This window comes from Gammaproteobacteria bacterium (assembly GCA_030949385.1).
Lineage (GTDB): Bacteria > Pseudomonadota > Gammaproteobacteria > JAUZRS01 > JAUZRS01 > JAUZRS01.
The window spans coordinates 299056-325553 of the sequence record JAUZSP010000003.1 but is presented as its reverse complement, the minus strand read 5'-3'; the positions used below and the strand labels follow the sequence as shown (position 1 = coordinate 325553).

General features: G+C 50.7%; 29 protein-coding genes and 1 pseudogene. 10 read left to right on the top strand and 20 right to left on the bottom strand.

What is annotated here, in order from left to right; translation table 11 throughout:
• Positions 1-4: 4 nt before the first annotated feature.
• The 11 genes from ccoN to glyQ form a co-directional block, all read right to left on the bottom strand.
• The gene (gene ccoN, locus Q9O24_05260) at positions 5-1471 is read right to left on the bottom strand and encodes a cytochrome-c oxidase, cbb3-type subunit I (protein ID MDQ7074557.1); all 1467 of its coding nucleotides are present in this window, start codon (positions 1469-1471) and stop codon (positions 5-7) included.
• A 194-nt stretch (positions 1472-1665) separates the two neighbouring features.
• Positions 1666-2991, bottom strand: a complete 1326-nt coding sequence (locus Q9O24_05255) for a cytochrome P450 (protein ID MDQ7074556.1) — start codon at positions 2989-2991, stop codon at positions 1666-1668.
• 10 nt (positions 2992-3001) lie between these two features.
• A complete protein-coding gene (locus tag Q9O24_05250) occupies positions 3002-4411 on the bottom strand; it encodes a di-heme-cytochrome C peroxidase (GenBank protein ID MDQ7074555.1) in 1410 nt (469 codons plus the stop codon).
• Positions 4318-5064 carry a di-heme-cytochrome C peroxidase gene (locus Q9O24_05245; protein MDQ7074554.1) on the bottom strand — a complete coding sequence of 249 codons (747 nt, stop codon included), beginning with the start codon at positions 5062-5064 and terminating at the stop codon, positions 4318-4320. The genes Q9O24_05250 and Q9O24_05245 overlap by 94 nt, the downstream gene beginning before the upstream one ends.
• A gap of 163 nt (positions 5065-5227) precedes the next feature.
• A complete protein-coding gene (locus tag Q9O24_05240; GenBank protein MDQ7074553.1) occupies positions 5228-7423 on the bottom strand; it encodes a primosomal protein N' in 2196 nt (731 codons plus the stop codon).
• Positions 7420-7554, bottom strand: a complete 135-nt coding sequence (locus tag Q9O24_05235) for a hypothetical protein (GenBank protein MDQ7074552.1) — start codon at positions 7552-7554, stop codon at positions 7420-7422. Before Q9O24_05235 ends, Q9O24_05240 begins: the two co-directional genes overlap by 4 nt.
• Positions 7538-7768: a hypothetical protein gene (locus Q9O24_05230; GenBank protein MDQ7074551.1), complete on the bottom strand. Its 231-nt coding sequence runs from the start codon at positions 7766-7768 to the stop codon at positions 7538-7540. Before Q9O24_05230 ends, Q9O24_05235 begins: the two co-directional genes overlap by 17 nt.
• Positions 7765-8529, bottom strand: a complete 765-nt coding sequence (locus tag Q9O24_05225; protein ID MDQ7074550.1) for a lysophospholipid acyltransferase family protein — start codon at positions 8527-8529, stop codon at positions 7765-7767. Before Q9O24_05225 ends, Q9O24_05230 begins: the two co-directional genes overlap by 4 nt.
• A gap of 131 nt (positions 8530-8660) precedes the next feature.
• Positions 8661-9194: a D-glycero-beta-D-manno-heptose 1,7-bisphosphate 7-phosphatase gene (gene gmhB / locus Q9O24_05220; protein ID MDQ7074549.1), complete on the bottom strand. Its 534-nt coding sequence runs from the start codon at positions 9192-9194 to the stop codon at positions 8661-8663.
• Between the two features lie 8 nt (positions 9195-9202).
• Positions 9203-11272 carry a glycine--tRNA ligase subunit beta gene (gene glyS, locus Q9O24_05215; GenBank protein ID MDQ7074548.1) on the bottom strand — a complete coding sequence of 690 codons (2070 nt, stop codon included), beginning with the start codon at positions 11270-11272 and terminating at the stop codon, positions 9203-9205.
• Positions 11269-12198, bottom strand: coding sequence for a glycine--tRNA ligase subunit alpha (gene glyQ / locus Q9O24_05210; GenBank protein ID MDQ7074547.1), 930 nt, complete (start codon positions 12196-12198; stop codon positions 11269-11271). Before glyQ ends, glyS begins: the two co-directional genes overlap by 4 nt.
• Before the next feature lie 164 nt (positions 12199-12362).
• On the opposite strand from glyQ, the gene Q9O24_05205 reads away from it, so the two are divergent.
• A complete protein-coding gene (locus Q9O24_05205) occupies positions 12363-12758 on the top strand; it encodes a type II restriction endonuclease (GenBank protein ID MDQ7074546.1) in 396 nt (131 codons plus the stop codon).
• Between the two features lie 20 nt (positions 12759-12778).
• Here the strand turns inward: Q9O24_05205 and Q9O24_05200 are convergent, their stop codons facing one another.
• Positions 12779-14383: a DNA cytosine methyltransferase gene (locus Q9O24_05200; protein MDQ7074545.1), complete on the bottom strand. Its 1605-nt coding sequence runs from the start codon at positions 14381-14383 to the stop codon at positions 12779-12781.
• A 151-nt stretch (positions 14384-14534) separates the two neighbouring features.
• Between Q9O24_05200 and Q9O24_05195 the strand changes: the two genes are divergently transcribed.
• The 3 genes and pseudogenes from Q9O24_05195 to Q9O24_05185 all read left to right on the top strand — a co-directional run bounded on the left by Q9O24_05195 (position 14535) and on the right by Q9O24_05185 (position 15587).
• Complete coding sequence (locus tag Q9O24_05195; GenBank protein MDQ7074544.1) at positions 14535-14900, top strand: secondary thiamine-phosphate synthase enzyme YjbQ; 366 nt, start codon at positions 14535-14537, stop codon at positions 14898-14900.
• Between the two features lie 98 nt (positions 14901-14998).
• Positions 14999-15246 (top strand): annotated as a pseudogene (locus tag Q9O24_05190) (type II toxin-antitoxin system HicA family toxin).
• Complete coding sequence (locus Q9O24_05185) at positions 15243-15587, top strand: type II toxin-antitoxin system HicB family antitoxin (GenBank protein MDQ7074543.1); 345 nt, start codon at positions 15243-15245, stop codon at positions 15585-15587. Before Q9O24_05190 ends, Q9O24_05185 begins: the two are co-directional and overlap by 4 nt.
• An 8-nt stretch (positions 15588-15595) precedes the next feature.
• On the opposite strand, the gene Q9O24_05180 is transcribed toward Q9O24_05185, so the two are convergent.
• The 4 genes from Q9O24_05180 to Q9O24_05165 all read right to left on the bottom strand — a co-directional run bounded on the left by Q9O24_05180 (position 15596) and on the right by Q9O24_05165 (position 18079).
• Entirely contained in the window at positions 15596-16030 is a 435-nt protein-coding gene (locus tag Q9O24_05180) for a hypothetical protein (GenBank protein ID MDQ7074542.1), read from the bottom strand.
• Complete coding sequence (locus Q9O24_05175; GenBank protein ID MDQ7074541.1) at positions 16030-16212, bottom strand: hypothetical protein; 183 nt, start codon at positions 16210-16212, stop codon at positions 16030-16032. The genes Q9O24_05180 and Q9O24_05175 overlap by 1 nt, the downstream gene beginning before the upstream one ends.
• Positions 16193-16417 carry a MerR family transcriptional regulator gene (locus Q9O24_05170; protein MDQ7074540.1) on the bottom strand — a complete coding sequence of 75 codons (225 nt, stop codon included), beginning with the start codon at positions 16415-16417 and terminating at the stop codon, positions 16193-16195. The genes Q9O24_05175 and Q9O24_05170 overlap by 20 nt, the downstream gene beginning before the upstream one ends.
• A 78-nt stretch (positions 16418-16495) precedes the next feature.
• Entirely contained in the window at positions 16496-18079 is a 1584-nt protein-coding gene (locus Q9O24_05165; GenBank protein ID MDQ7074539.1) for a PKD domain-containing protein, read from the bottom strand.
• A 320-nt stretch (positions 18080-18399) separates the two neighbouring features.
• On the opposite strand from Q9O24_05165, the gene cobU reads away from it, so the two are divergent.
• The 4 genes from cobU to Q9O24_05145 are packed head-to-tail and all read left to right on the top strand — an operon-like array spanning position 18400 to position 21291.
• Positions 18400-18924: a bifunctional adenosylcobinamide kinase/adenosylcobinamide-phosphate guanylyltransferase gene (cobU, locus tag Q9O24_05160; protein MDQ7074538.1), complete on the top strand. Its 525-nt coding sequence runs from the start codon at positions 18400-18402 to the stop codon at positions 18922-18924.
• Positions 18921-19979, top strand: coding sequence for a nicotinate-nucleotide--dimethylbenzimidazole phosphoribosyltransferase (cobT, locus tag Q9O24_05155; GenBank protein ID MDQ7074537.1), 1059 nt, complete (start codon positions 18921-18923; stop codon positions 19977-19979). Before cobU ends, cobT begins: the two co-directional genes overlap by 4 nt.
• Positions 19976-20557, top strand: coding sequence for an alpha-ribazole phosphatase family protein (gene cobC, locus Q9O24_05150; protein MDQ7074536.1), 582 nt, complete (start codon positions 19976-19978; stop codon positions 20555-20557). The genes cobT and cobC overlap by 4 nt, the downstream gene beginning before the upstream one ends.
• Positions 20557-21291 carry an adenosylcobinamide-GDP ribazoletransferase gene (locus Q9O24_05145; GenBank protein ID MDQ7074535.1) on the top strand — a complete coding sequence of 245 codons (735 nt, stop codon included), beginning with the start codon at positions 20557-20559 and terminating at the stop codon, positions 21289-21291. The genes cobC and Q9O24_05145 overlap by 1 nt, the downstream gene beginning before the upstream one ends.
• Positions 21292-21315: 24 nt before the next feature.
• Here Q9O24_05145 and Q9O24_05140 read toward each other — a convergent pair whose 3' ends face one another.
• From Q9O24_05140 to pip, 4 genes are read right to left on the bottom strand one after another with little or no spacing between them, the layout of a single operon-like run.
• Entirely contained in the window at positions 21316-22824 is a 1509-nt protein-coding gene (locus Q9O24_05140) for a VWA domain-containing protein (protein MDQ7074534.1), read from the bottom strand.
• Positions 22778-22960 carry a hypothetical protein gene (locus tag Q9O24_05135; GenBank protein ID MDQ7074533.1) on the bottom strand — a complete coding sequence of 61 codons (183 nt, stop codon included), beginning with the start codon at positions 22958-22960 and terminating at the stop codon, positions 22778-22780. Before Q9O24_05135 ends, Q9O24_05140 begins: the two co-directional genes overlap by 47 nt.
• A gap of 24 nt (positions 22961-22984) precedes the next feature.
• Positions 22985-23425, bottom strand: coding sequence for a D-aminoacyl-tRNA deacylase (dtd, locus tag Q9O24_05130; protein ID MDQ7074532.1), 441 nt, complete (start codon positions 23423-23425; stop codon positions 22985-22987).
• Complete coding sequence (gene pip / locus Q9O24_05125) at positions 23422-24372, bottom strand: prolyl aminopeptidase (protein ID MDQ7074531.1); 951 nt, start codon at positions 24370-24372, stop codon at positions 23422-23424. Before pip ends, dtd begins: the two co-directional genes overlap by 4 nt.
• Before the next feature lie 485 nt (positions 24373-24857).
• On the opposite strand from pip, the gene Q9O24_05120 reads away from it, so the two are divergent.
• Both Q9O24_05120 and Q9O24_05115 read left to right on the top strand, forming a co-directional pair.
• The gene (locus tag Q9O24_05120; protein MDQ7074530.1) at positions 24858-25601 is read left to right on the top strand and encodes an ATP-binding protein; all 744 of its coding nucleotides are present in this window, start codon (positions 24858-24860) and stop codon (positions 25599-25601) included.
• Positions 25602-26480 (top strand): lysophospholipid acyltransferase family protein, encoded by an 879-nt coding sequence (locus Q9O24_05115; GenBank protein ID MDQ7074529.1) that lies wholly within the window; start codon positions 25602-25604, stop codon positions 26478-26480.
• The last annotated feature ends 18 nt before the right edge of the window (positions 26481-26498 follow it).

The following is a 26498-nucleotide window of genomic DNA, read 5'->3' as shown; positions in this document are numbered from 1 at the left end:
AGAATTAAGCTTTGGCTGCTTCAGGCATTTTGGAAGGGATGTTGTTCACACCCGCTTGATCAACCTCTTTCGCCATGCGAATGGTTTTGTAGACGTTGTACGCCATAATGATCATACCGGTAACAAAGAACGCCCCACCCAATGCACGGGTTGCCAACGGCAGATGCATGAAACTGACAGACTCAATAAAGGTGTACGCCAAATTACCGTACTCATCGAAGGCACGCAGCATCAGGCCTTGGCCAATACCAGAGACCCACAAGGCGGTGATGTACACCACGGTACCAATGGTGGCCAAGAAGAAATGCACATAGATCAGTTTTTCGCTGTACATCTTCTTCATGCCGTAAAGGCGTGGAATCATATGGTAGAACGAACCAAAGCTGATCATGGCCACCCAACCCAACGCACCGGAATGAACGTGGCTCACGGTCCAATCGGTGTAGTGAGATAACGCATTGACACTTTTCAGCGCCATCATCGGCCCTTCAAAGGTAGACATACCGTAGAACGACAGAGCGGTAATCATAAACATCATAATCGGATCAGAACGCAACTTATCCCACGCACCAGAAAGGGTCATGATGCCATTGATCATGCCGCCCCAAGAAGGGATCAAAAGAATAATAGAGAAGGATGCCGCCAAGGAGGAGGTCCAATCCGGCAGTGATGTCCAATGCAAATGATGACCACCGACCCACATGTACATAAAGCTCAAAGCCCAGAAATGCAACACCGACAAACGATAGGAGTAAACGGGACGACCGGCTTGCTTAGGCACAAAGTAATACATCATGCCTAAGAAAGCCGCTGTCAGGAAGAAGCCCACGGCGTTATGCCCGTACCACCACTGCGTCATGGCGTCTTGCACACCGGCAAACAGACTGTACGATTTGGTCAAGCTGACCGGCATCGCTAAGTTATTGAAGATGTGCAGCAGTGCTGTAGCTAAAATGAAACCCAGATAGAACCAATTGGCCACATAGATGTGCGCCTGAGTTCGATTGCGCAGGGTCATGGTATAAATCCACAGATACGCCACCCAAACCACCGCGATCAACAGATCAATCGGCCATTCAAATTCCGCGTATTCACGAGACTGGGTAATTCCCATTGGGTAGGTCAGTGCGCCCGCCAGAATGGCAATGTTCCAACCAATCAGGGTAAACATGGCCAAACCATTCCCGCCTGCAAGGCGAGTTTGACACGTCCGTTGCACGACATAATACGAAGTCGCGAAAAGAGCGTTACCGCCAAAACCAAAAATCACCAAGGTGGTATGCACAGGGCGCAAACGACCGAACGTAATTTCAGCGGTATCAAAGTTTAAAAAAGGCCAAGCTAATTCGCTGGCAATGTAGACACCCGTTGACATCCCGAGCACGCCCCAAAAGACGGCCATAATCGAGAATTTCTTAATGATGTCGTAGTTGTACTGTTCCGTGGACAGTACCACACCTGTTTGCGCCATATTCCTCTACCTCATCCAATGCCGAAAACCTAATCCGCGAAACAAACGCGGTGGCGGCATAATATAGCAATTGAGCCTAGGATGACAAATCACACGGGTATTTTTTGAGGTTATTTGCGCTAGGACAACGTTTTTTCAGATATTAGGCTAAAAACCAGACAAAACCTGACGATTTTAGTTGGTTTTTAGCCCCATTATTTCCTCCAGATGAATGGGTAGTTCTCTGGAAACGGGCCATCCTGATAGTCAATTTCAGCACTGGGTCGCACCTCCTCACGCCGCAGCAATTGGCGCACCATCTCAGGAATCATCACCATACCGATGTATTTGCCCAAACACTCGTGAGAGCCAAAACCGAAATGAAAATAGTGATACCAGTTGCGCGTGGGCAAAAACTCATCGGGACGCTCAAAAATCAGAGGATCAAACATCGCTGATAACGTGGCCGCTAAGACCACCTTGCCCTTTGGAATGGTGGTCTCGCGCTCTGTACCCCGACCGACGGTGTAATCGCTGGCCGCCTTACGAAACAGAAACGGACCGATGGGCACATAACGCAACGTCTCCCAAACAATCGCATCAAACGCCGCCGGATCGGCTGCCCGAGCTGCCCGTTGCGCCTGTTGCAACACGTCAGGATGTTCATACATATACGCCACAATCTGCGACACCGCCTGTGAAGTCGTCTCAATAGAACCGATCAACAAACCACCGGCATTGATGCCCAAACGGACGATATTAAAATCGTACTCCTTAGGAAACTTCATCCGCAACATGCGCGTCACCATGTCGTCTTGCAGACCTTTTTTGGTCCGCCCCGTCAAGTGCCGCAACAAACGCCCTACCATCAACAGCGGCGCTAAAATCACATTGGTGACTTTTTCAATATTGACAAACAGCGCCCGACGCACCATCAATTTGGCAATGTAAGCACCCAACTCAGCAGACACTTTGTCGTGTTCATCGGTAATGTGCTGGGTTTTTTCCGCTGAATTCAGATTAAAAGGCTGGTTATGAAAGGCATCGTACTGATTCCAATACGACCAGCGAATCAGATCCTCGCGCTTGCTGCCGCGCAAACCAAAATAACGCTGCACCATCACCGCCGGTACTGCCCGCGAGTAACCGTACGCCAGCTCCAGTTTGCCATCCGCTTGATCGAGAATTTCATTGGCAATGTCCGCCACCAGTTGACGAATGTGCGGCAAATCGTCTCGATTCAATAACGACTGCATCAAGGATTTTTCTCGATAATGCAATGCATCATCGTCGTGCGCCATCAAGTAATCCGCCATCTTCGGTTTATAAAGATCAACGGTGAAGACCTTCGGCATTCCCAATACTTCCGTCACATCGTCAAAGCGGCTTAAAACGGTAAACTCGGGCGTATCCAAAATGGGGCGCTCTTCACGCAACTGCTTGAAAAAGGCCAATGGCTCTTCATCAATCCACTGTTTCACCAGCGGGTACTTCTCCGCCTCTGACGCTTGATCGTACAACTGCAAATAATTCGTGCTCATGATAAAGCCCTTACAAAGTTTTTAGGTATTCCACCAAATCCAAACGCTCTTCACCATCCAACTCATCAGTACCGTACTCATGCCCCGCATTGCTGTTACCTTTTTTATCGGTTTCAAACATCAAGGCTCGATCCGCAGAAGGGCGATTAACAAAGCCCACTTTACGCGGATCAAATTCACGGTACACCACGCTAAACCGTGTGGGTCGGATCTCTTCATCCCAATCATCCAACGCCTTAGCAGGCAACAACAGATCATACAAAGTGGGTACCGAGCCATTATGCAGATAAGGTCCCGTCGCCCAGATGCCGTTCAATGGCCGCCCTTTGTAAGCTTTCAGCGAGGCAAAAGGCTCAACCGTAGTATCAGGATTATAATCACCTCGTTTGATCGTGCTCTCCACATTGTTGCTCAACAAAGCGGTGATCAAAGTATAAGCCCACTCGGCAAACCGAGTGGGTGCCCACAGGTCTGGGTCAGGCGTCGCCACCACCCCCGTCGTCGCCAAAGTCAAAATAGAAACCACCGCAGCTTCATCTTGCAAATAGAGTTTGCCCACCGGCGTGGATTGAGTCAGACCACCAACGATGCCACTGCGACCGGTGTAGGTCGCGGCGTTGCTCGCCATTTGCGGATCAGTGCCAATCGTCTCCAGCTTGGTAAAGTTGGCAATCACGCGCCGATCTGGATCAGCACGATCAATCCTTGCGTGACAGCTAAGGCAATACTCATCATACAATTCAGAACCACGCACCGCCCGCTGTTGATCAATCTTGCCCAAAATCTTCTCTGGCCACTGCGGTGACTGCAACTGCGCCAATTGAGACTCGATCAAACGCAAATTGCGTTTATCCAAAGAGGAGCGATAACGGATATGAGAGCGATCTTTACCGTCACCCAAAATCAGCGAAGAGATGGAAAACCCCGGTTTTTTCTGCCAATCCAAGGTACCAAACACCCCTACCACTTCGCCGCTGTTGCGTCCCAATGGCCCCAGAGTGCCGTTATCGCCAATGCCGTTCCACTGTACATAATCGGATTGAGCGATGTCCCATAAAAACGGATAACTGACCGGCGCATTGGCTTTGATAAAGAGCAGATCACGCAGTTTTACAATGTCTGCTCGGCGGATTTTTTTTGCCTGCAACAGAACATCTAACTTAGCCAGCAGATGATCAAACTCACCGTTTTGCACCAAACCGGCATCCAGCTCGCCCAACACCGCTTTCACCTGCTCGTCATCCAGCACCTGTTGCAGGGCAAACGTAATGTCTTTGCGCATCAACACATGCTCCAAGACACGGTTGTAGATGCGCCCAAAGGCATCTAAGCGAGCGTAACCGTATTGGGTCGAACCGGGGTGGTTAATGGTGTTGTAACTGTTGATCCGCGAGATGTAAGTGAGCAGATCCGCTTCCACCTCTGTCGCTGAGCTGTAATCACGCCCCCACTGATGGTGCGGGTCACACCGTTACGCGCCAAAACTTGTCTGACAAAGCGGGCTTTTTTAACCTCATTCTGAGCAGTCACCTGCAGCGATTGAGCTAAATCCAGCATAAACTGGTTCATGTTCGCCATCGACGGCCCACCGTCAATGCGAATCGCTTCACCTTGATAATTAATCTGCGCGGTGTGGCACGCAGCACAGGTAAACCCCAAATACTCCCTGCCTTGATAAACGTCTTTTACAAACCCCACTGGCAACGCATCGGGGTTACTAAAACTCTTTTTCTGCGGTAAATAACGATACCGGTTCATATTGGCCGCATCTCGAAACCAACGCGGCGAATCGTGCTGCTCCAGTGCCATAAAGAAGTCATAGGGAATCATATCAGAGCCTTGCGTGGCGCTGTAAAACCACAGGCTCTGGCTGGCATCCCAACCTTGGGGCAAATACGTAGGAGTGGAGAAACTCTCTTCAAAGACATCTTCGCCCATTGCCAGCGCACCACGCTCAGGATCGTCATCCCAAAAGGCATAACGCTCGCGTATTTCACTGTTGAGGAACAGAAAAACGCTCAGCATGACAGCGACAGAGAGAACCACTTTCAATGATAATTTAAGCCAACTCATAACACTCCCCCAGCACAGGTTGCGAACTCAGAGTATCGGCCACGCTTCACGCATATTCAAGCCAAAAAATCCTAAATCCCCCCTCTCAACTAATCCACCCTAACGCTGATTTAACAACGAGCAATCGGTAGGGGCAGTCCCTTGTGGCTGCCCTCTCTGCTCGTCACAACAAATCCAGCGGATCAATATCCAACGACCAACGCACCTTGCGCCCCAGCCGATTCGCCTCCAACCACGGTCGCAACGCCGCCAACAACGGCTGCACGGTTTTATGCTGATCCGCTTTAATCAACAACTGCGCTCGATAACGCCCCAAACGACGCTCCATCGGCGCAGGCACTGGCCCCAACAACTGCACTTGCTCAAAAGGCCATGTTTGTAACTCATCGACCACCTGCTGCAAAAAGTCCAACGCCTGCGTCTCCGCCACCGCCTCGGCGCGCACAATGGCCAGACGGGCAAAAGGCGGAAAACCCACCAGCTGCCGCTCGGCCAACAAGGTTTTGGCCACCGCCGCATAGCCCTCTTTAATCAATTGCAACAGCAGCGGGTGATCCGGTTGATGGGTTTGGATCAACACCTCACCGGCTTTTTCTCCTCGCCCTGCGCGCCCCGCCACCTGCACCAGCAACTGCGCCAACTGCTCTTGAGCACGAAAATCAGCACTGAACAGCCCCTGATCAATGTCCAACAAACCCACCAAAGTAACGTTGGGGAAATGATGCCCTTTGGCCAGCATCTGGGTACCGATTAAAATATCCGCCTCCCCCTTTTTAACGCTGGCCAGCTTCTGCTCCAACTCGCCCTTGCGACGGGTGCTGTCACGATCAATGCGCACCACATGACGGTTGGGAAACCGCGCCAACAACACCTGTTCAATGCGTTCCGTGCCCTGCCCCAGCGCCACCAATTGATCCTCACCACACTGGCCGCACCGCTGCGGTTTAGGCCGTTCGTAACCGCAATGATGACAGCGCAAGCGACCACTGCGGTGGTGAACCGTGGTGTGGGCATCGCAGCGCGGGCAGTCGGCCATCCAACCACAGGCCTGACAAAACAGCACTGGCGCAAACCCGCGCCGATTCAGAAACAGCAACACCTGCCCCTGATTATCGAGGTGTTTTTCCATCTCATGCAGCATTCCTGCTGCCAATCCTTGCTGCGGTTTTTGTGCGCGCAGATCCAACATGCGAATGCGCGGCGAACGCGCAGCGGCGGCGCGCTGTTTTAAAAACAGATGCCGGTAATGACCCGACAGCGCATTTTTCAAACTCTCCAACGACGGCGTAGCACTGCCCAACAGAATCGGCACCTCGGTCTGTGAAGCCCGCACCACCGCCAGATCCCGAGCGTGATAACGACAGCCCTCTTGCTGTTTAAACGAGCCATCGTGCTCTTCATCGACAATAATCAGGCCGAGATTTTTTAACGGCGCAAACACCGCCGAGCGGGTGCCAATGACAATTTTTGCCTCACCCGTCGCGCTCATCTGCCACGCGCAGAGCCTCTGACCTTCGTTCAGACCCGAATGCATCACTGCAATTGGCACCGCAAAACGGCGCTCAAAACGGCTCACAATCTGCGGGGTCAAGCTGATCTCCGGCAGCAGCAGCAACACCTGCTGAGCCTGCTTTAAAACCGGTTCGATCAATTGCAAGTACACTTCCGTTTTACCGCTGCCAGTAATGCCCTCCAATAAAAAAGGCACAAAATGTCCCAATTTTTCAGCCACCACATCAATGGCGACCTGCTGTTCGGCGTTGGCTTTTTTAGCCTGCTCTTTTCCGGCGTTTTGCGAGACCGTCAAACAGGGCAGCTCCGTTTCCAGCACCAAGCCTTTTTCTCGCAACAACTTCATCGGCGTGCGCCACGACGACATGCGCTGATTCAGCTCCCCCGCCGACAGAGGCTGGCTTTGCAGTGCGGTTACGATCTGCTGCTGTTTTGGGGCGCGTTTTAAATCGGCTTCTTTACCTGTGTTGCTCAAAGACCAAACGGATTCACCACGGCTCTGCAAAGCCTCACCTGAACGCAGCGCCAGCGGCAACATCAACTGCACCACCTCACCAATAGGGTGTTGATAATAACGGCTTGTCCAACGTGCCAAACGCAATAATTCAGCGGATAAAATCGGTTTTATATCCAACTGTTTGTCAGCGACTTTTATTTTATTGGCAGGCAGATCACTCTCAGCAGCAAGCTGAATTAAAACGGCCATTTTTTTACTGCGACCAAAAGAGACCTGGAAACGCTGCCCAGGATGGCAGTTGACAATATCAACATCAGCAGGGGGGTAATAATCAAACAATTTCGACAGCGGTGTCGGCACCGCCAAACGTAAAATACGCAAGACACTCACACCGCCACACAGCGTGTTTCTGCACTCTCTGGATCAATCAACAACTGCAATTCACAGTAGGCGTTTTCGCTCATGGTCGGCTCATCACCGCAACAGCAACCGCTGACAATTTCGCTAAAAAAAGACCCCAACCACCACCAGCAAATGTTCCACCGTCTCGGAGTGACGCAACACGGTCACGGCGATGTTACTGTCGTCCACCAACCCCGCCGATTGAGTGCCGTGCTCCAGTGGCAGAGTACCCGCAGTCAAATTTTTCAATTCGGTTTTCAGCGTATGTTGAAAGGCCTCGGTTTGCCACGCGGCGCGTGACAAAGGCAAACAGATCACGAGGTCAACACTCAATTATTTTCCACAGAAGTTAAACCACTGATCTCCAGCATTTTTGTCTCAATCCAGGCCTCCGCCTCGGCGTTGATCTCATTGGCTGTCTTGCCCTCGGTGCTGATCGGCGCACCGATGCTCACGGTAATTTCTCCCGGCCATTTAATAAAACTGTGTTTCGGCCAAAACTCTCCAGCGTTGTGCGCCACCGGAATCACCGGCACGCCCATCTTTTCTGCCAGCACCGCACCGCCCATTTTATAACGCACCTTCTCCCCGGGCAGCACCCGTGTACCTTCAGGGAAAACCACAATCCAACGACCGCTGTCGAGCCGCTCACGGCCTTGACGAATCATCTGTACAATCGCACGACGACCGGCGCTGCGATCAATGGCAATCGGTTCTAAACTGTCCAACGCCCAACCAAAAAAAGGTATTTTCAGCAACTCTTTTTTTACCACCCAAACCTGCCGTGGCAATAAAATGGGCAGTTTAATCGTCTCCCAAGTGGATTGATGTTTGGCAAAGGCAATGCACGGTTGATCAGGAATGTTTTCCAACCCCTCAACCCGACAGGTCACGCCACAAATCAACTCTAACCAAAAAATATTAAAGCGGTTCCAAAGGGTCGCCCATGCGTAATGCGCCTTCGGCGGCAAAACTCGCCGCGTCATAAACAGGGTCGAATTATGCAGCACCGAAACAACGGCCACCCCCAACCAATAGATCAACGCGCGCAGATATAATCCCGACAACCAAATTTTATTTTCTTTTTTATTCATTAATTTTAAACCTGTTGGAATAAATCCCATAAAAAAATAGGATAACACCTTATATTCGTAGGAGCGGATTCCATACCCGCCCTTGGATAGAATATCGCTACAGGTGAGCAGGGCAGATATTGAATCTGCCCCTACCTCAACACATGATCAACAAATGCACTCAAGTCAGCATAAACAGGCACATCACCCAAACCACTTAAATTATGCTGCGTCCGCTGGCCTTTACCGGTCAACACCAAGATTGGCTTGGCACCCACGGCCAAGGCCGCTTGCAGATCACCCAAAGCGTCTCCCACAAAGGCTACCCCCTTTAGATCCACATCCAGCCGTTTGGCCACATCGTGCAACAAACCGGGTTTGGGTTTACGGCAAGCGCATTGCTCATCCGGTGCATGAGGGCAGAAAAACAGGCCTTCCAACTGTCCCCCCGCCTGTCGCAACAGCCGGTGCAACTTCTGATTCATGGCATAAAACTCATCCAGAGTAAAATAACCCCGCGCCAAACCCGATTGATTCGTCACCACCACCACCCGATAACCCGCTTGGTTCAAGCGAGCAATCGCCTCCAAGCTACCAGCAATGGGCCGCCACTCGTCAACGGATTTAATGTAGTCATCGGAATCGTGATTGATGACCCCATCACGATCCAAAATAACCAGCTTCATCGCCGTCGTCACGACTGCAACCGCGCCAAATTTGCAACACGCAAAAAGAGGCCGCTGACTTGGTTCAGCAGCGCAATGCGATTGGCGCGTACGGTCAGATCTTCATCCATCACCATCACCTGATCAAAAAACAGATCCACCGGCTCTTTCAAAGCCGCCAACGCGGTCAGTGCGGGGGCGTAATCTCGCGCCGCAAACAGCGCCTCAGTCTGCTGCGCCAAACCCGCAACCACCGCAAACAGATCCGCCTCTGCCGCCGCCACAAACAGACTCTGATCCAGCGCCACCGGCTCACCTTCGACCTTTTTCAAGATATTCTGAATGCGTTTATTCGCCGCCGCCAAACTCTCAGCTGCCTCCAACTTTTGGAACAGCGCCACCGCCCGCACCCGCTGATCAAAGTCCAACGGCTGGGTCGGGCGCAAACTCAACACCGCCTCCACCACACTGGCCTCGATACCGGCATCGGCGTAATAAGCTTTCAAACGCTCCAACATGTAGTCCAGCGTCACATCAATAGCCTTATTAGCATCGACCTTGTCAGACAAACCCTCCGCCGCCTGTTGCAACAACGCCCGCAGATCCAGCGGCAGACGACGTTCAATCATGATCCGCAACAGACCCAAGGCCGCGCGCCGCAGGGCAAAAGGATCTTTGGTGCCGGTGGGTTTTTGGCCGATGGCAAAAATCCCCAGCAAGGTATCCACTTTATCCGCAATGGCCAAAGCCTGTCCCACAGCACCGATCGGCAGATCGTCACCGGCATGACGCGGTTGATACTGCTCGCTCATCGCCGCCACCACCGCCGACGCTTCACCGTCGTTGTTGGCGTAATAACCGCCCATCACCCCTTGTAAAGAGGTGAACTCACACACCATATCGCTCATCAAATCACATTTGGCCAGCTCAGCGGCACGGCGCGCGTGCTTCACATCGGCACCGATCTGCTCCGCAACCCACGCGGCCAAATTAGCCACCCGTTCCGATTTATCAAACAAGGTTCCGAGCTGTTTTTGGAACAAGACACTCTTTAAGGAATCTCGCCGTGAGGCCAAGGTCTGCTTGCGATCTTGATCCCAAAAAAACATCGCATCGCTGAAACGTGGCCGAATCACGCGCTCATTGCCCTCGCGTACTTGCGCCGGATCTTTGCTCTCAATGTTGCTGATGGTAATAAAATAGGGCATCAATTTGCCCTCAGCGGAGAGCAGCGGGAAGTATTTTTGGTTGTCCTGCATGGTGGTGATCAACACCTCCTGCGGCACCTGTAAAAACTCGGCTTCAAAACCACCCAGCACCGCCACCGGCCACTCCACCAACGCCGTCACTTCATCCAACAGCGCCGCATCCATCACCGCCACACCGTTCTGTTCTGCGGCAGCGGCCTCCACTTGGCGCACAATCTCAGCTCGACGCTGCGGGTAATCCACCCGCACCTTGCCCTGCTCCTGCAAGGTGCTGACGTAATCCGCCGCCGTGGCGATTTCGATCTCCTGCGGAGCGTGGAAACGATGGCCGCGTGTGCAGCCCACGGTACGCAGACCCAGCACGGTGGTCTCAACCACCTCAGCGCCAAAGCGCAGCAATACCCAATGCACCGGACGGACAAACTCCTCTTCACCCGCGCCCCAACGCATCCGCTTTGGAATCGGCAACGCCGCCAACGCCGTCTCAATCATGGTCGCCAACAGCGCCGTGGTCTGCTGCCCCTGTTGCAGACTGCGAAACACCAGCCACGCGCCCTTTTTAGTTTCCATCTGTTCCAAGTCAGCCACATCAACACCACAAGAGCGGGCAAAACCGCTGGCGGCTTTGCTTGGCTTGCCCTCAGCATCAAAGGCCGCTTGCAGCGCAGGCCCGCGCCGTTCAACGGCTTTGTCTGCCTGTTTTTCTGCCAAACCGGTGACGATCAAGGCCAAACGCCGAGGACTGGCGTAGGCGCTGACCTGCTCAAAGTTAAGCTGATGTGATTTTAAGCTGGCACTAAAACCGTCCCGAAAGGCCTCTGATAATGTTTGCAGGGCTTTGGGTGGCAATTCTTCGGTGCCAATTTCAATCAACAGATCGTGCTGGCTCATGAGGCGGCCTCCGGTGTTTTGTTCAGCAGTGGAAAACCCAACTCTTCACGCGCCGCGTAGTAAGCCTCGGCCACCGCTCGCGAGAGCGCCCGAATGCGCAAAATATAACGCTGGCGTTCGGTAACTGAAATCGCGTGACGCGCATCCAACAGATTAAAATTATGCGAGGCTTGCAGAATCTGCTCATAAGCGGGCAGTGCCAAACCCACCTCGATCAGCCGTTGACTCTCGGTTTCACAGCGATCAAACGCGGCAAACAGCGCCTCCGTATTGGCGTGCTCGAAGTTATAGGTCGATTGCTCCACTTCATTTTGATGAAACACATCACCGTAACTGACCGTGCCATTTGATCCGTTCGACCAAACCAGGTCATAAACACTCTCCACTCCTTGCAGATACATGGCGATGCGCTCCAGCCCGTAAGTGATCTCACCCGTGACCGGACGACACTCCAGACCGCCCACTTGTTGGAAATAGGTAAATTGGCTCACTTCCATGCCGTTGAGCCACACTTCCCAACCCAGACCCCACGCACCCAAAGTAGGCGACTCCCAATTGTCTTCGACAAAACGGATGTCATGCACCAGCGGATCAACCCCCACGGTGCGCAAGGAGTCAAGATACAGCTCTTGAATGTTAATCGGCGAGGGTTTGAGCATCACCTGAAACTGATAGTAATGCTGCAAACGGTTGGGATTTTTGCCGTAACGCCCGTCGGTGGGGCGGCGAGAAGGCTGCACATAGGCCGCTGACCACGGCTCAGGGCCGATGGCACGCAAAAAGGTAGCGGGATGAAATGTCCCTGCCCCCATCTCCATATCGTAGGGTTGCAGCAGCACACAGCCCTGCTTCGCCCAGTAAGTTTGCAGAGCCAAAATCAGCCCCTGAAAAGTAGACACATCGTGCGCAGCGGCATCTGAAGTCACAGCCAAAACCCTTCTTTTGAGTCAAAACAGAAAGGCGGGGAGTATACCTTACGGCTTGGGGATCGGATACTGACGCTGTACAACACCACTCAACGCATGTAATGTCGAATAGTAATTAAGAGTTCATACCTACGTTAGAAGAGTTAACCAAAGAAAGGAAATCAATGGCCAATAGACCCATACACTTCAATAAAAGTTGTTTAAAAACTCTTACAGCAGTAGAAGCTAATTTAGCTAAGTCAAATCAGCACGAATTTCAAGGGGTTGCAGCTCTTCGTGAGCTATTTGGACTAAATACTTATACTTATCCTGCTACATTTTCAATTCGAGGTGATAATCAAAGCTATCAAACAGAGTTAACTTGGTACGACGCACGAGCAAGAAATCCTGAACGTTCTGCAGAATACCGGCTTTATTTTAAATCAAATAAAGTCATGCTTATTGCGAAAGAAGGAGACTCTATCGTAATAGGGAAAGATAAAAACAACAATATTCATTGTGAATTAATTCCAACCGGATCATTAGACCATAGATATTCAAAGTTTTGGACCGATTGCTAGATTACCTCCAAATCCTAACCTCACTTCAGCAAGAGAAACTCTTTACAGATGTTACCAAGTGCTTTAGCAAGTAATGGGGGCACTGCATTCCCAACCTGGGTATACTGAGGCACCTCAAACTGCCTCATCTTTCCTCCTGTTGTCACTTTAGATCTAAATTCAAATTTATCAGGAAATGATTGAAAACGCGCCATCTCTCTTACGGTTAAAGTACGAAGTTGTTTCTCATCATAATGACAGGCATCATCAGGAATTGACAGTGCAGCTGGTGCTGGCAGACAGGACTTTAATGCTCGTTGCGTTTGCTTCTTAGTTTTAATTAACACTAAAAAACTCTCCAACTCTTCTTTTGAAGAAAAAAAACATGGCTCACCACCCGAATCAATAAAACTGTATTTTTTTATAGAATCAAATACTAAATCAGAAATATCGGCAACCAAAGGATCCTTAATAAACAACTTCAGCTCCTTAATCACGCTTTTATCATCCATCTCATTAATAATTTGATACAATCTAAATCGCGCCTTAACCCGTAGACTATTCGACCTTAACTCATGATTAGGGGGAACTCCGCCCTTATGACTGGATAACGTATCTAGAGTTTTAGATAATTTATTAACAACCTTCACATAATGACTTTTTCTTCCAACTAAACCAGCCACCTTAATATCATCAATAGCATCATGCACAGTCGCAGCCTCATTTCCAAAAGGACTTTCTTTTAATATATTAAAAGGAAACTCATCAAAAATAGGATGCCCTTTATTTAGGTCATAGTAAAAATTAGAGTCATACTCACAATTACCCTTACCCTGAACTTCAGCTAAAAAATCAAGAGACCTGGAAAAAACTTTTCGCCCTGTTTCACCCAGCCTTCCACTTGACATTATTTTTTTGACCAAAGACACCTCAAAACACAACATAATAAATCGAGGTCTATTTTGTGCTGCCCCAACAAACTTAGCATTTATATGCAAACAGACTGGAACATAACCACAGCCCTTTAAAGCAAAGGATTTTGCCATCTCAAACCAAGCGTAATACAACTTACCCTCGGACTTAAATGCTCTCAATATGCCCGTTACATTTTCAAGCAACACCATTTTTGGCTTAATCTTACTGCAAAAGTCAGCAAAAGCCCAAGGGAGTTGATTTTTATCAGAATCACGATTACGCAAACCCGCCATACTAAAACTTTGACAAGGTGGCCCACCCGACACAAGGTCAACCTGACCATCACCAAATGAGTTGGAAATTTCTTTTCTAAGTTTGTTAGATCGAGCTATAAACCCATTTAAATCCCTTATATCTCCTATCAACATCCCACCCTTTAAATCCTTGAAATTCGCGGGCTTAGGAATGTCAGAAAAAACTTCTCTTTTTGGCAACTGAGAAGAAATACGGTAGTCCTCTCTCAACCGACGAGGATCATGCTTCTTGAATCTAGATTTAATCCAAAAACAATGGGATATATCTTTACTATTCAAATTTTCATTTAATAGATTATAAGCAAATGTTTCAGCCGCCATCGCCGAGACCTCATTGGCAAGCACTAATTTAAACCCAGAGGATTTCATGCCTATACTCAACCCACCACAGCCTGCAAACAATTCAATATATTTCATGCAATGACCAGCAACAGTGAAAAAAATTATGATATACAAATAAGCTTATAATGTCCAGGCCATTACAATAAAATAATTCAAGAGAACAACAACCATGTGGCTTGGATTCAAAAAGAGATAACCCAAAGCCTACCCGAAAGGCTTTCACCTCATGACTGCCGAGGTGCTGCAATACCTACCTGAAATCAAACCACTCTCTATCGGCCTGCTGAACCTGTTTATCAAACACACTTCCGCCTCACTGAGCATCAATGAAAACGCTGATCCTACGGTCAGAATGGATTTCGAGAACTATTTTCAACAAGCTGTGCCAGAAAATGAAACCTATTATCAGCACCTTGACGAAGGTAGTGATGATCTGCCTGCTCATATTAAAAGCAGCATTTTAGGCTCTAGCGTAAACATCCCCGTCTCAAAGGGGGCTTTGAACCTGGGCATCTGGCAAGGTATCTATCTTGGCGAACATCGCAATTACGGTGGCCATCGAACACTGGTGATCACACTACAAGGATCGTAGGGGAAAATCTTGTGTTTGCCCTTATTTTACGAGAATGCAGAACACACAAACATCAGCCAACCATTGCCAATGGTACTAAAAAACAGTACCATATAAAAATGAAACGCAAACACCAAAAAACCCTTCAACTGATCTTTTCCCGCCCTGTAAGCGGAAATATCAAATGGCACGATATTGAAGCACTGTTTGTCGAACTGGGCGCAGAAATCAGTGAACGCGAAGGTTCGCGTATTGGTGTGCGCCTATTCAATGATCGACGTGTATTTCACCGGCCACACCCAACACGGACAAAGGCGCTGTTGCCAGTATTCGGCAATGGCTAAAAGAGAATGAGGTAACACCATGATGAATGTAATGGAAATTGATGGTTTTCGCGCCATTATTAAATACGATCCTGAAATCGAACTGTTTCGAGGTGAGTTTATCGCCCTTAACGGCGGAGCAGATTTTTACGCCGAAGATATTAAAAGCCTCAAAAAAGAAGGCGCTCTCTCATTAAAAACCTTTCTCGATATGTGCAAAGAAGACGGCGTTGAACCCAGAAAAATCTACTCTGGAAAATTCAATGTGCGTGTACCCTCGACCCTTCATGAAGAGATCGCCAATGTCGCCGCTGCCAATGGCAAGAGCTTAAACCAATGGCTTATTGAAACACTTGACCACGCAACACACGCCGATCCAAAGTAAAACAAACCTCACCCCAAAGCCAAACGTTTTTCCAGCCGCTTAAAATCCAGCAAACAGCAGCGCCCCGAAGGGTTACGCGCTTCACAGGCACACAAGCCCGCTTTGGTCTGAGCCATCACAAACTGTTTTATCTTCGCCGCGCCCCCCTCTTGCAAAGCACTTTGATACTCAGTGGCCGTAATATCAAAACAGTAGCAGAGCCGCTTTTGCTCCGAACCTGTAAACGCCCGCAAATGAGATGTTGGAAAAAAGAGTTGCGCCGAAAAATAAGCCAAAGAACAGCTCGACTCAGCACAGAAAAAATAGTCCGAATCCGACAAGTCACGGTTATCTGGCGCAACCAACTGATGCAACAACGTCTGTTTTGAAACCGACAAGCCTGTTTGTCCACACTCAGGGCAATTCTGACGTACTGTTTTTGATTTTGAGCCACAACAGGACATTATGGCTCCTCCAAAGAGTTGAGAATGGGGCAGTGATCCTCAACCTCTTCTCCACACTGCTCGGTCAATCGCTGCAACACCGCTTGAATGCGGCGTAGTTTTGCAATTTGCGCGGCGATTTTGTCTGCTTTGCGTTGAGCAATCTCCTTGACCTGAGCACACTCACCTTGACCTGAGCGCAAAGCCAGCAGCTCCTTGATCTCCTGCAAGGTGAACCCCAAGCGTTTTGGCTTGCACAATAAAACGCAGCCGTTGCAGATCATCAGGAGAATAATCTCGATAACCTGCTTTGCTGCGCGCGGGTGGGTTCAACAGTTGACGCTGTTCGTAATAACGAATCGTCTCAACGCTTACTTGGGTCTGTTTTGCTAAAGCACCGATTTTCATGGCGCTTACTTTAAACCCTAAAGTAAACTTTAGGGTCAAATGGTTTTTAGTAACGTCCTAACATCACTGCATTAAAAATCAATCATGACCTTCACCATCCTCCTCACTTCGCCACCCTAAAACCTGATCCTCCACCACAGAGCGATTGCCACTGGCATCCACCGCCGAAACCCGCAGCATCATGCCTGCTGCCTCCACCTCCAGCAGCCCCTCTTCAAACTCCACTTCACTCTCATCGTCTTCGTACTCAAATTCAATCAATTGGCCATTGCTGACCATAATCGGCTTTTCATAACCCACAACCCACAGCTCAGCTTTCAGCACTGGATTCAGATCCACCAAATCTGAAGCATTAAACTGGACTCGAAACCGCTGTTTTTCATCGTCCTTCTCATCTTCATCGTGCTCATCCTCATGATTCTCACCTTCGTCTTCATCCTCGTCGTCATCAACAAAACGAACCCGTACCAAAGCCGCACTTAATAACGGCGGCGTTCTATCCACCACCGTTAAGAGCATCGAATCACGACCCAAATTATCAGCACAATCCAATGCCGTCGCCGTTAACCTGTGCTGACCCAGAGCGTACTGACCCAGTGGCGTTACCAAACTCACCTCACAACAACCATCCGTGGCACTGGCTTGACTGGCCAGATCAAACGCCGCTCCCGCAGGGCTGTTCGCCTCCAAAACCTGATCCAGACCGGCACTGACCACCGGAGCCACACTGTCCTGTACCGTTATCAAAGTCTGCTCGCTGGCGGTCAAGCCCTGACCGTCATCCACCAGCAAAGTCACCTCCGTTACCCCCAACGAAAAAATCGCGGTTGGTGATACACCCACCGCCTGACCGTCTAACCACGTCCAAAAATAAGCCAAAGAATCACCATCAGGATCACTGGAATTGCCGCCCTGCAACGTCACATCCGCACTGGAAGCCGCCGAACACTCCAATGGAGCCACCCCATCAGCCACCGCAATCGGTGGACTATTAAAAACCGCTGACAGACTATTCATCACCACCGTTCCAGCAACCCAGTGCGCCGCATCCACATAAAGTTGCTGCACATAGGCGTTGAGATGAGGAATATCGCCCGTGCATTCGGCGTAATTACCACTGTGATTAAACGCAACAATATGACCGCGCCCCAACTCACGCACCGCCACCGCAGCATCGCTCTGAATCCTCATTAATACCGTTGATGGGTTGGTTTCAAAAAGGTGCAGCGGCCCGACATTAAACCCACCAGAAAAAGAAAAAGACTGCGGAACATTCGCCAAAATAGGGTGTATCTCAGCGGACTCAAGACGATAATAAGGTCTCTCTTGATAACATTCACCCGTAATGCGATCAAACAAAATAAGATCGCGCATCAACTGTATCCCGCCAAAATAATATTCATACGCATTCCAAGCCGAATGAATATAACCGCCGCCATAACGCACATAATCCACCAGCGCCTGCTGTCCAGAGAGCGGCATATCTCGCCCGTGTGAGGTGCCATTCAAGTGAATAACGACATTAAAATCATCCAGTAATGGGTTCGCGCCATTAAATTCGCTTTCACTGTTCTCACTCAAAAACACCTCAAAACCAGCATTCAACAGAGCCGTTTGCAACGCTTGCGTTCCCACACTGGGATCATCCCAAAGAATTAACACACGGTTTGCTGAAAAAGAAGTACCTGAAAAAGCCAGTAAAAAAAGGGCTCCAATAAAACAAGGAATTAATTTATTGTTTTGCAGAAAAATATTTCTCATCCTAAAACCTCAACCTTTGCATTAACACAGCGGATAATTCCCTAGGAGCAAAAATGAGACCCGAAGTGTAAAATTAAAAAGAATGGGAGTTTTGAGAACTAAAAAACAAAAATAGAATTAAAAATCATCACTCGCCGAAGCAGACTCTTTCTCAACCTAGGGTTACACTCTCAAGCCGATTTTTAAGCCTTACAACAGCACCACAGGATGAAAATAACGCCATGAAAACCCTCGTCCTCGGCGGCACCCGCAGCGGCAAAAGTGCGCTGGCAGAACAGTTGGCCGCCCAAACCCAACAACCCGTCACCTACATCGCCACCGCCACCGTGCAAGACCACGAAATGCAGCAGCGCATCCAGCAGCACCAGCAACGTCGCCCCACTCACTGGCTCCTAATCGAAGCCCCGCTGCACCTCGCCAGCGCCCTGCAACAGGCCGATGCAGAAGGACACACTCTGCTGGTGGATTGCCTCAGTATCTGGATCAGCAATCTGCTCTGTGCCGAAAACCCAACGCAACTGCAAGCAGAAATCGACAACCTGCTCACGTCAGTACCTCAACTGCAAAGCCAACTGATTCTGGTCAGCAACGAAAGCAATATGGGCATCACCCCACTGGGCAAACTGAGCCGAGACTACTGCGATCACATCGGCCTGCTGCATCAACAGCTTGCCACACGCTGCGATTCCGTTATCCTCACCGTCGCCGGTTTACCCCACTACCTCAAAGGAGCCGCCTCTTTATGAACGCCAGTAAACAACTCAGCCAAGTCATCAGCGCGCCAGACTACACCAGCCAACAAGCCGCCTTAGAGCGCCAAGGCCAGCTCACAAAACCCCCGGGCTCCTTGGGCATGTTGGAGAACTTGGCCATTCGACTGGCGGCAATGCAGAACACCTCCAGCCCCGCAGTCGAGCGGATTCAGATCAGCATTTTTGCTGCCGACCACGGCATTGCTGCCCAAGGCACTTCCGCCTTTCCACAAGCGGTGACCGGTGAAATGGTGCGCAACTTTGCCAACGGCGGTGCGGCCATCTGCGTGCTCTCCGAGCAGATCGGAGCCAAACTGGAGGTAATCAACCTCGGCACGGTTAACGACCCCGGCGCTCTGGCTGGCGTGATTCACACGCCCATCGCCGCCAGCAGCAGCGATTTCAGCCAGCACGCGGCCATGACTGAAGAACAACTTGAGCTGGCACTGCAAGCAGGGTTTGCCGCCATCGAACGCGCCAAAGAAGCCAAGGTGCAGCTCTTTATCGGCGGTGAAATGGGCATCGGCAACACCGGCAGCGCCACCGCACTGGCCGCCGCACTGCTAAAACAGAACGCTCAGAGTTTGGTCGGCCCAGGCACCGGTCTGGACAACGCAGGGGTGCAGCACAAAAGTGAACTGATCCAACTCGCCCTAGAAAAACACGCCGCGCAACTCAGCACCCCTCTGGAGATTCTGCGCCATCTGGGCGGCTTTGAAATCGCCGCACTGGTGGCTGCTTATCTGGCCGCCGCTCAACAAAAACTGCCCATCTTAGTAGACGGTTTTATCAGCTCGGTGGCGGCGCTGTTGGCAACTCGAATCAATAACGACCTCCAGCCGTGGTTGATTTTCGCCCATCAATCTGCCGAACCGGGTCACAAAGCCGTGCTGACCGCCCTTGCCGCCAAGCCGCTGCTACAGCTCAATATGCGTCTCGGTGAAGGCAGCGGCGCGGCCAGCGCCGTGCCACTGCTGCAACAGGCGTGCGCTCTACACAACCAGATGGCCACCTTTGCCGAAGCCAGCGTCTCAGGCAAAAACGCATGAAACAAACCGTCACTCTGCTGCGTCACGGCGAGACCGTCGGTGCAGCCCGTTTTCGCGGTCGCATCGACGAACCTCTCAGTGACCTCGGCTGCCAGCAGATGCAGCAGGCCACCACAGAGGGTGCATGGGATCTGATCGTCAGCTCACCCCTCTGCCGCTGTCGTGATTTTGCTCAGCAATTAGCTCAGCAAAAAGATCTGCCATTGCAGATCAATGACGATTGGCAAGAGATGGACTTTGGGCAATGGGAGGGTAAAAGCCCCGCTGATTTGATCCAGAGCGACCCCGAGGCACTGGAACGGTTTTGGAGCGAACCGGATCTGTTCACCCCACCAGAAGCAGAACCTTTAGCGGACTTCTCTCAGCGGGTAAAAAACGGCTGGGCGGCGCTGCCAACAGAATACGAACGGATTTTGGTCGTCACTCACGGCGGCCCGATCAGGCTCTCTCTCTGCGCCGCCAGCGGCACACCGGACAAGCAATTGTTGCAATTTAACGCCCTGCACGCAGGCCTCACGCCCTTTTCGTTGCAACAGAGCGAAGCGGGTCCGATTCTAAAACGCTTAAAATCAGCCTAATGGCACAATGGCACGCCCTACTCATTGCGTTGCAATTTCTCACCCGCCTTCCCGTTCCCTTTCGCATCGACTATCAACCACGTCACATCGGCCATTCACTGCTCTACTACCCCTTGGTCGGGCTGCTGATCGGTGGGCTGCTCTGGCTCAGCGCGCTGCTTTTACAACAGAGTGCCCTCGACAACAGCATCAGTGCTGCCCTGATTTTAAGCCTTTGGGTGCTGCTTACGGGGGGTCTGCATCTTGATGGTTTGGCGGACAGCGCCGATGCTTGGGTTGGTGGTTTGAGAGATCGGCAGCGCACTCTGGAGATTATGAAAGACCCCAGTTGCGGCCCCATCGGCGTACTCAGTCTGCTGCTGGTGCTGCTGCTCAAGTTCGCCGCCCTGCAAAGTGTGCTTGCACAGAATCTTTGGCAAGCTCTACTGCTCGCGCCGCTGCTGGCACGCGCCGCTCTGCCCCTGCTGCTGCTCACCACCCCCTACGTTCGTGAGCAAGGTTTGGGCAGTGCGCTAAAAAGCCATCTGCCACGCCCTGCTCTAATCGTGATGCTGATTTTATTGGGCAGCGCGATGGTGATCTGGGTCAATGGTTGGCTATTACTGAGCTTGATTATGCTGTTTTATCTGCTGCGCCAAGTGATGCTAAAACGCCTCGGTGGCACCACAGGTGACACCGCTGGGGCGATGGTGGAGATTTTAGAGGTTGCGGTACTGCTGACGCTGTTAAGCTGAAATCAGCAAAGAATCAAGAAACACTTACGGCCTCCGCACCGGCTCTGAATCCAGATCCTGCGCCATCCGCACCAAGCCGACAAACTCAGCACGATAACCAAACAGATCCTCACCTCGCGCCCCTTGAGCCAGTTTTAAAATATCAGCATAAGAAAACGCACTGCTGTATTTTCCACCGCGCAATTGATCAGCAAAGGCAGCTACGGCAGCAGAAAAGCGAAAACGATCACTGCTTTTTTCCAACTCTGGAATGATCATTTCACTCAGCAAGGGCTGTTCAATCAGGATGCTTTTAGCACCCTCAGGCTGTTTATAACGCAGACGTAAAAAGGCCAACTCACTCTGTTTTTTTGCTCTGTTATCCGCCTTTTTTGTCGCGTAGCGCAACGGATCCATGCTGCCGCTGTTGCCCACCAAAGTGATTTCATACAGTGCTGTGACCGTATGCCCTGCGCCAATTTCACCCGCATCCACTTTGTCGTTATTAAAATCTTCCCTTTTTAGCAGTCGATTTTCATAACCGATCAGACGATACTCTTGCACCACTTCGGGATTAAACTCCAGCTGAATTTTTACGTCTTTCGCCACGGTCATCAGAGTCGAACTGACCTCATCCACCAGCACTTTACGCGCTTCGTTTAAGGTGTCGATGTAGGCGTAATTGCCGTTACCACGATCCGCCAACTGCTCCATTAAAGCGTCGTTATAATTACCCGTACCCAAACCCAGCGTAGTGAGGGAGATGCCGCTTTGACGTTTACGTTCCACCAGATCCAACAGCGCATTGAAATCCACCGTGCCAACATTAAAATCACCGTCGGTGGCTAAAATAATACGATTAATGCCACCTTCAATAAACGCCTGCTCTGCCATTTCGTAGGCCAATTGAATGCCCGCCCCACCGTTGGTGGAGCCGCCCGCTTGCAGCTGATTCAAGGCGGCACTGATCTCTCCTTGAGCACTGCCCGCCATCGGTGGCAACACCAAACCAGAAGCACCAGCATAAACCACAATGGAAACCCGATCTTTTTCGGTCAATTGACGACTCAGCAGTTTGAGGGAAGATTTAAGCAGCTCCATGCTGTCACGCATAGAACCGGAAACATCCAACAGAAAAACCAAATTAGAAGCAGGCAATTTCTCCACAGACAGATCGTACGCCTTTAAACCAACGTGCAGCAGATGATTGTTTTTATTCCACGGTGACGGCGCTATCTCTGTCGTTACGCTAAAAGGCCGCTGTTTGTCTGTCGGCAGAGGGTAATGATAGGAGAAATAATTAATCAGCTCCTCTGCCCGTACTGCATCTTTCGGCGGTAAACGACCGTGATTTAACATCCGCCGAACATTGCTGTAAGCGCCGCTGTCCACATCAATACTAAAGGTGGAAACCGGCTCAGCACGGCTTAATTTAATCGGGTTACTCTCGACATGAGCGTAATTTTCCCGATTGACCTCAACAGGAGGAACCAACATGGAATACGACTCAGCTTGCATCATAGGCGCACTGAGCATCATCGGCACAGCTCGCATTTTTTTTAGCCACCGAGGCATCGGCCTCGTGCTGCACCCGCTGCGCTGCGTCTTGTTGCGGCGTTGAACATGAAAGCAGCAATAAACCCAATAAAAGCGTCATGGCTGCGGTGATTACATTTTGTTTTATCTGCATATTAAAAACCCGCTCAATGATTATTTAATTCACCTGCAACCAAAACGTCACCGGCCCGTCGTTGCAAAGGCTCACCTGCATATTTGCACCAAATATTCCGCTGGCCAATTTAGTCTGTTTTTTTTCCGCTGCTTGCAGCAGAAAATGGAACAGTTTTTTTCCTACCTGCGGTGGCGCAGCAGCAGCAAAACTGGGGCGGCGGCCTTTATCGGTGTTGGCCGCCAAGGTGAACTGCGGCACCAACAACAGACCGCCCTCAATTTCTTGCAAGGAGAGGTTCATCCGATCCTCTTCGTCAGCAAACAGGCGATAGCTCAACATGCGCTCCAGTAAGCGCGTCGCCTCGGTCTCACCGTCCTCTTTTTCCACCCCGATCAACGCTAAAATACCGTGCTCAATCTGACCAACACACGCCCCATCCACCACCACCTGCGCGTGTGTCACTCGTTGCAACAACGCAATCATTTAAGCCGCCCGGCCATCTGATTGGTGGCGCGCACCAACGCATCCACAATGCCCGTTTCCAGAGCCGAGTGACCCGCATCAGCGATAATGTTCAGCTCCGCCTCTGGCCATGCTTGATGCAGCTCAATGGCCTGATCCACGGGGCAAACCATGTCGTAACGGCCATGCACAATCACCCCAGGAATACCCTTTAATTTAGCGGCGTTCTTCACCAATTGATTGGGCTTTAAATAACAGTCGTTCATAAAATAATCGCACTCAATACGCGCCAAACTGAGCGCCACATACGGATTGGAAAAATGCTGTACCACCGCCGGATTGGGGCGCAAATTGGAGCTGCATCCTTCCCACACCGACCACGCTTTAGCCGCCGCCATGCGCGCCACCTCATCCTTAGAAAAGAGCCGTTTATGGTACGCCGCCAACAGATCGCCACGCTCTTCTACAGGAATAGGCGCGATAAAATCCCGCCAAAACTCAGGAAATACGCGGCTCGCACCCTCTTGGTAAAACCAATGAATGTCTTTTTGGCGACAGAGAAAAATACCGCGCAGAATCAGACCCAGCACCCGCTCAGGATGCGTTTGCGCGTAGGCCAACGCCAAGGTTGACCCCCACGAACCACCAAACACCAGCCACGACTCAATTTTTAAGTGGCGGCGAATCTGTTCGATGTCTCCCACCAAATCCCACGTGGTGTTGGCGTGCAAGCTGGCGTGAGGCGCAGAAAGGCCACAACCGCGCTGATCAAACAAAATAATCCGATAGACATCGGGATCAAAAAAACGCGCATGAAACGCCTCACACCCCGCTCCTGGGCCACCGTGTAGAAACAGCACTGGAATGCCATCAGCACGACCGTACTCACGCAGGTGTAAAATATGATCACCGCCAACGGGCAGTGAATGTTTTACATACTCTTTAATCTCTGCAAACAAACTCAACATAAGGTCTTTCTCTCCTTCAAATAGTCCTACTGATCTTCACCCCAACGTCATGGACAAAGCAAGCTCCCAACCTCACTGAGCATAGACAAAACCCTACCAGCAACAGCACCAAACGAACCATCACCCCAAAGACACCCCAAAATGGATATAAAAAAACAGTATTTGTAGGAAAAATCCTACAAAACAAAACAACGTTCACCACACTAAAAGATCAACAATCTCTGTATCGCCATTTATAGCCGCATGCCACTATAACCACGTTGCTGGGGATCAGCGATAAGGACCCACACTGACAAGGAGTCACGAGTATCAAACCCCTCGGTTAATACTCACAAGGATGTACTAGGAATCCACGGATCTTACTCTTATTCACCTCCTGCCCTATGGCAGTGGCCTCGATCAAGGAATGACTGAGGTCTTTTTTTTGCCTGCTGTTTTTACCGCCACCACTTGCCAGCCTATTGTTGCAACGGTATCGTGCCGGAATGCACAGCCTTCCAAACCACCTCTTTCCCAAAAATGTGTTACGCCCTTTGGGTGAAGCGATTGCCGATTTTGATATGATTCGTGAGGGCGACCGCATTTTACTCGGCCTCTCTGGCGGCAAAGATTCACTCTCCCTGCTGCATCTGCTGCAACGACTGCAACAGCGCGCACCGGTTCGTTTTGAGTTGGCTGCCATCACCATCGACCCACAAACAGCGGACTTTGACCCCAGCCCCCTGATCCCTTATCTCAAAGCACAAAAAATTGATTATCATTATCAACCTTATGCTATCGAAACCTTAGCGCAAAAACATCTGGGCAAATCCTCCTACTGCGCCTTTTGCTCGCGTCTCAAACGGGGTAAAATCTATCAAATCGCACGAGAACAAGGCTACAATGTCATTGCCCTAGGACAACATCTGGATGATCTGGCCGAAAGTTTTTTAATGGCCGCCTTCTTTAATGGCCAACTGCAAACCATGAAAGCCCACTACCGCAACGACGACGGTGACCTGCGCATCATTCGACCGCTGGTCTATTGCCGTGAACAGCAATTGGCAGACTTTGCTCAAGCGGCTAAACTGCCGGTGATTGCCGAAAACTGCCCTGCGTGTTTTTCCAAACCTCAGCAGCGACAACAGATGAAACAGCTGCTGGCCAAACAAGCAGCACAACACCCGACGCTGTTTAAACATCTGCGCCACACTCTGCAACCGTTGATGAACCCCAGCGAGATCTCTTAGATGCACGCCTTTTTACTCAAGATCCTTTTAAAAAGTATCGCCCTGTTGCCGCTGCCCCTCAATCATCTTCTGGGGCGTCTGTTAGGAGAACTGCTTTGGTTGCTGCCCAGCCGCAATAAACGAGTGAGCTTAATCAATATTCGCCTCTGTTATCCCAACAAAGATTTACCGTGGCAGCAAAAATTGGCCAAACAGAGCCTGATTGAATCCAGTAAAATGCTGGCAGAAACCGCCGCGATTTGGAACTGGAGCAGCAAACGGCTGCTAAAACTGATCAAACAGACCTCGGGAGAAGAGCATCTACTCAAGGCTCAAGCCGCCAACAAGGGGTTGATTATTGTCGCGCCCCACATTGGCACTTGGGAGTTGATCGGTGTTTACCTCTGCGCCCAACAACCATTGACCATGATGTTTCGCCCTGCAAAAACCGCCGCCTTAACCCCCATTATGCTGCAAGCACGAGAACGTTTTGGCGGCAAAACGACCCCCACCGACACCAGCGGAGTCAGAACCCTGTTGCGTACCTTGGCTAAGGGTGAGTTCATTAGCCTTTTGCCCGACCAAGAACCCAGCCAAGGCGGGGGTGTTTTCAGCCCCTTTTTTAACATTCCCGCCAGCACCATGACCCTGCTCTCACGGCTGGCGCGGAAAAAAAAGACCCCCACCGTCTTCGTCTTTATGGAGCGCCTGCCCAGAGGGCAAGGCTACCATCTGCACTGGCTGCCCATTGATGAGCGACTCTATGATGCTGACCCTGTTGTCTCCGCCACTGCCGTCAACGCTGCTGTGGAACAATGCATCGCCATCAATCCGAGCCAATACCTCTGGAGCTACAAACGCTTTCGGCAGCGCCCTGAGGGCGAGGCCTCTCTCTACTAACACCCAAACCCCACAAGG

Bases quoted from the DNA above. Each gene is read 5' to 3' on its own strand.
- Q9O24_05145 (MDQ7074535.1), top strand. From the start codon at position 20,557: ATGGCACAATGGCACGCCCTACTCATTGCGTTGCAATTTCTCACCCGC.
- cobT (MDQ7074537.1), top strand. From the start codon at position 18,921: ATGAACGCCAGTAAACAACTCAGCCAAGTCATCAGCGCGCCAGACTAC.
- dtd (MDQ7074532.1), bottom strand. From the start codon at position 23,425: ATGATTGCGTTGTTGCAACGAGTGACACACGCGCAGGTGGTGGTGGAT.
- Q9O24_05115 (MDQ7074529.1), top strand. From the start codon at position 25,602: ATGCACGCCTTTTTACTCAAGATCCTTTTAAAAAGTATCGCCCTGTTG.
- Q9O24_05170 (MDQ7074540.1), bottom strand. From the start codon at position 16,417: ATGAAAATCGGTGCTTTAGCAAAACAGACCCAAGTAAGCGTTGAGACG.
- Q9O24_05255 (MDQ7074556.1), bottom strand. From the start codon at position 2,991: ATGAGCACGAATTATTTGCAGTTGTACGATCAAGCGTCAGAGGCGGAG.
- Q9O24_05140 (MDQ7074534.1), bottom strand. From the start codon at position 22,824: ATGCGAGCTGTGCCGATGATGCTCAGTGCGCCTATGATGCAAGCTGAG.
- Q9O24_05180 (MDQ7074542.1), bottom strand. From the start codon at position 16,030: ATGTCCTGTTGTGGCTCAAAATCAAAAACAGTACGTCAGAATTGCCCT.
- Q9O24_05185 (MDQ7074543.1), top strand. From the start codon at position 15,243: ATGATGAATGTAATGGAAATTGATGGTTTTCGCGCCATTATTAAATAC.
- Q9O24_05135 (MDQ7074533.1), bottom strand. From the start codon at position 22,960: ATGCAGATAAAACAAAATGTAATCACCGCAGCCATGACGCTTTTATTG.
- Q9O24_05245 (MDQ7074554.1), bottom strand. From the start codon at position 5,064: ATGAGTTGGCTTAAATTATCATTGAAAGTGGTTCTCTCTGTCGCTGTC.
- glyS (MDQ7074548.1), bottom strand. From the start codon at position 11,272: ATGAGCCAGCACGATCTGTTGATTGAAATTGGCACCGAAGAATTGCCA.
- Q9O24_05200 (MDQ7074545.1), bottom strand. From the start codon at position 14,383: ATGAAATATATTGAATTGTTTGCAGGCTGTGGTGGGTTGAGTATAGGC.
- pip (MDQ7074531.1), bottom strand. From the start codon at position 24,372: ATGTTGAGTTTGTTTGCAGAGATTAAAGAGTATGTAAAACATTCACTG.
- ccoN (MDQ7074557.1), bottom strand. From the start codon at position 1,471: ATGGCGCAAACAGGTGTGGTACTGTCCACGGAACAGTACAACTACGAC.
- Q9O24_05205 (MDQ7074546.1), top strand. From the start codon at position 12,363: ATGGCCAATAGACCCATACACTTCAATAAAAGTTGTTTAAAAACTCTT.
- Q9O24_05120 (MDQ7074530.1), top strand. From the start codon at position 24,858: ATGCACAGCCTTCCAAACCACCTCTTTCCCAAAAATGTGTTACGCCCT.
- Q9O24_05225 (MDQ7074550.1), bottom strand. From the start codon at position 8,529: ATGAATAAAAAAGAAAATAAAATTTGGTTGTCGGGATTATATCTGCGC.
- gmhB (MDQ7074549.1), bottom strand. From the start codon at position 9,194: ATGAAGCTGGTTATTTTGGATCGTGATGGGGTCATCAATCACGATTCC.
- cobU (MDQ7074538.1), top strand. From the start codon at position 18,400: ATGAAAACCCTCGTCCTCGGCGGCACCCGCAGCGGCAAAAGTGCGCTG.
- cobC (MDQ7074536.1), top strand. From the start codon at position 19,976: ATGAAACAAACCGTCACTCTGCTGCGTCACGGCGAGACCGTCGGTGCA.
- Q9O24_05195 (MDQ7074544.1), top strand. From the start codon at position 14,535: ATGACTGCCGAGGTGCTGCAATACCTACCTGAAATCAAACCACTCTCT.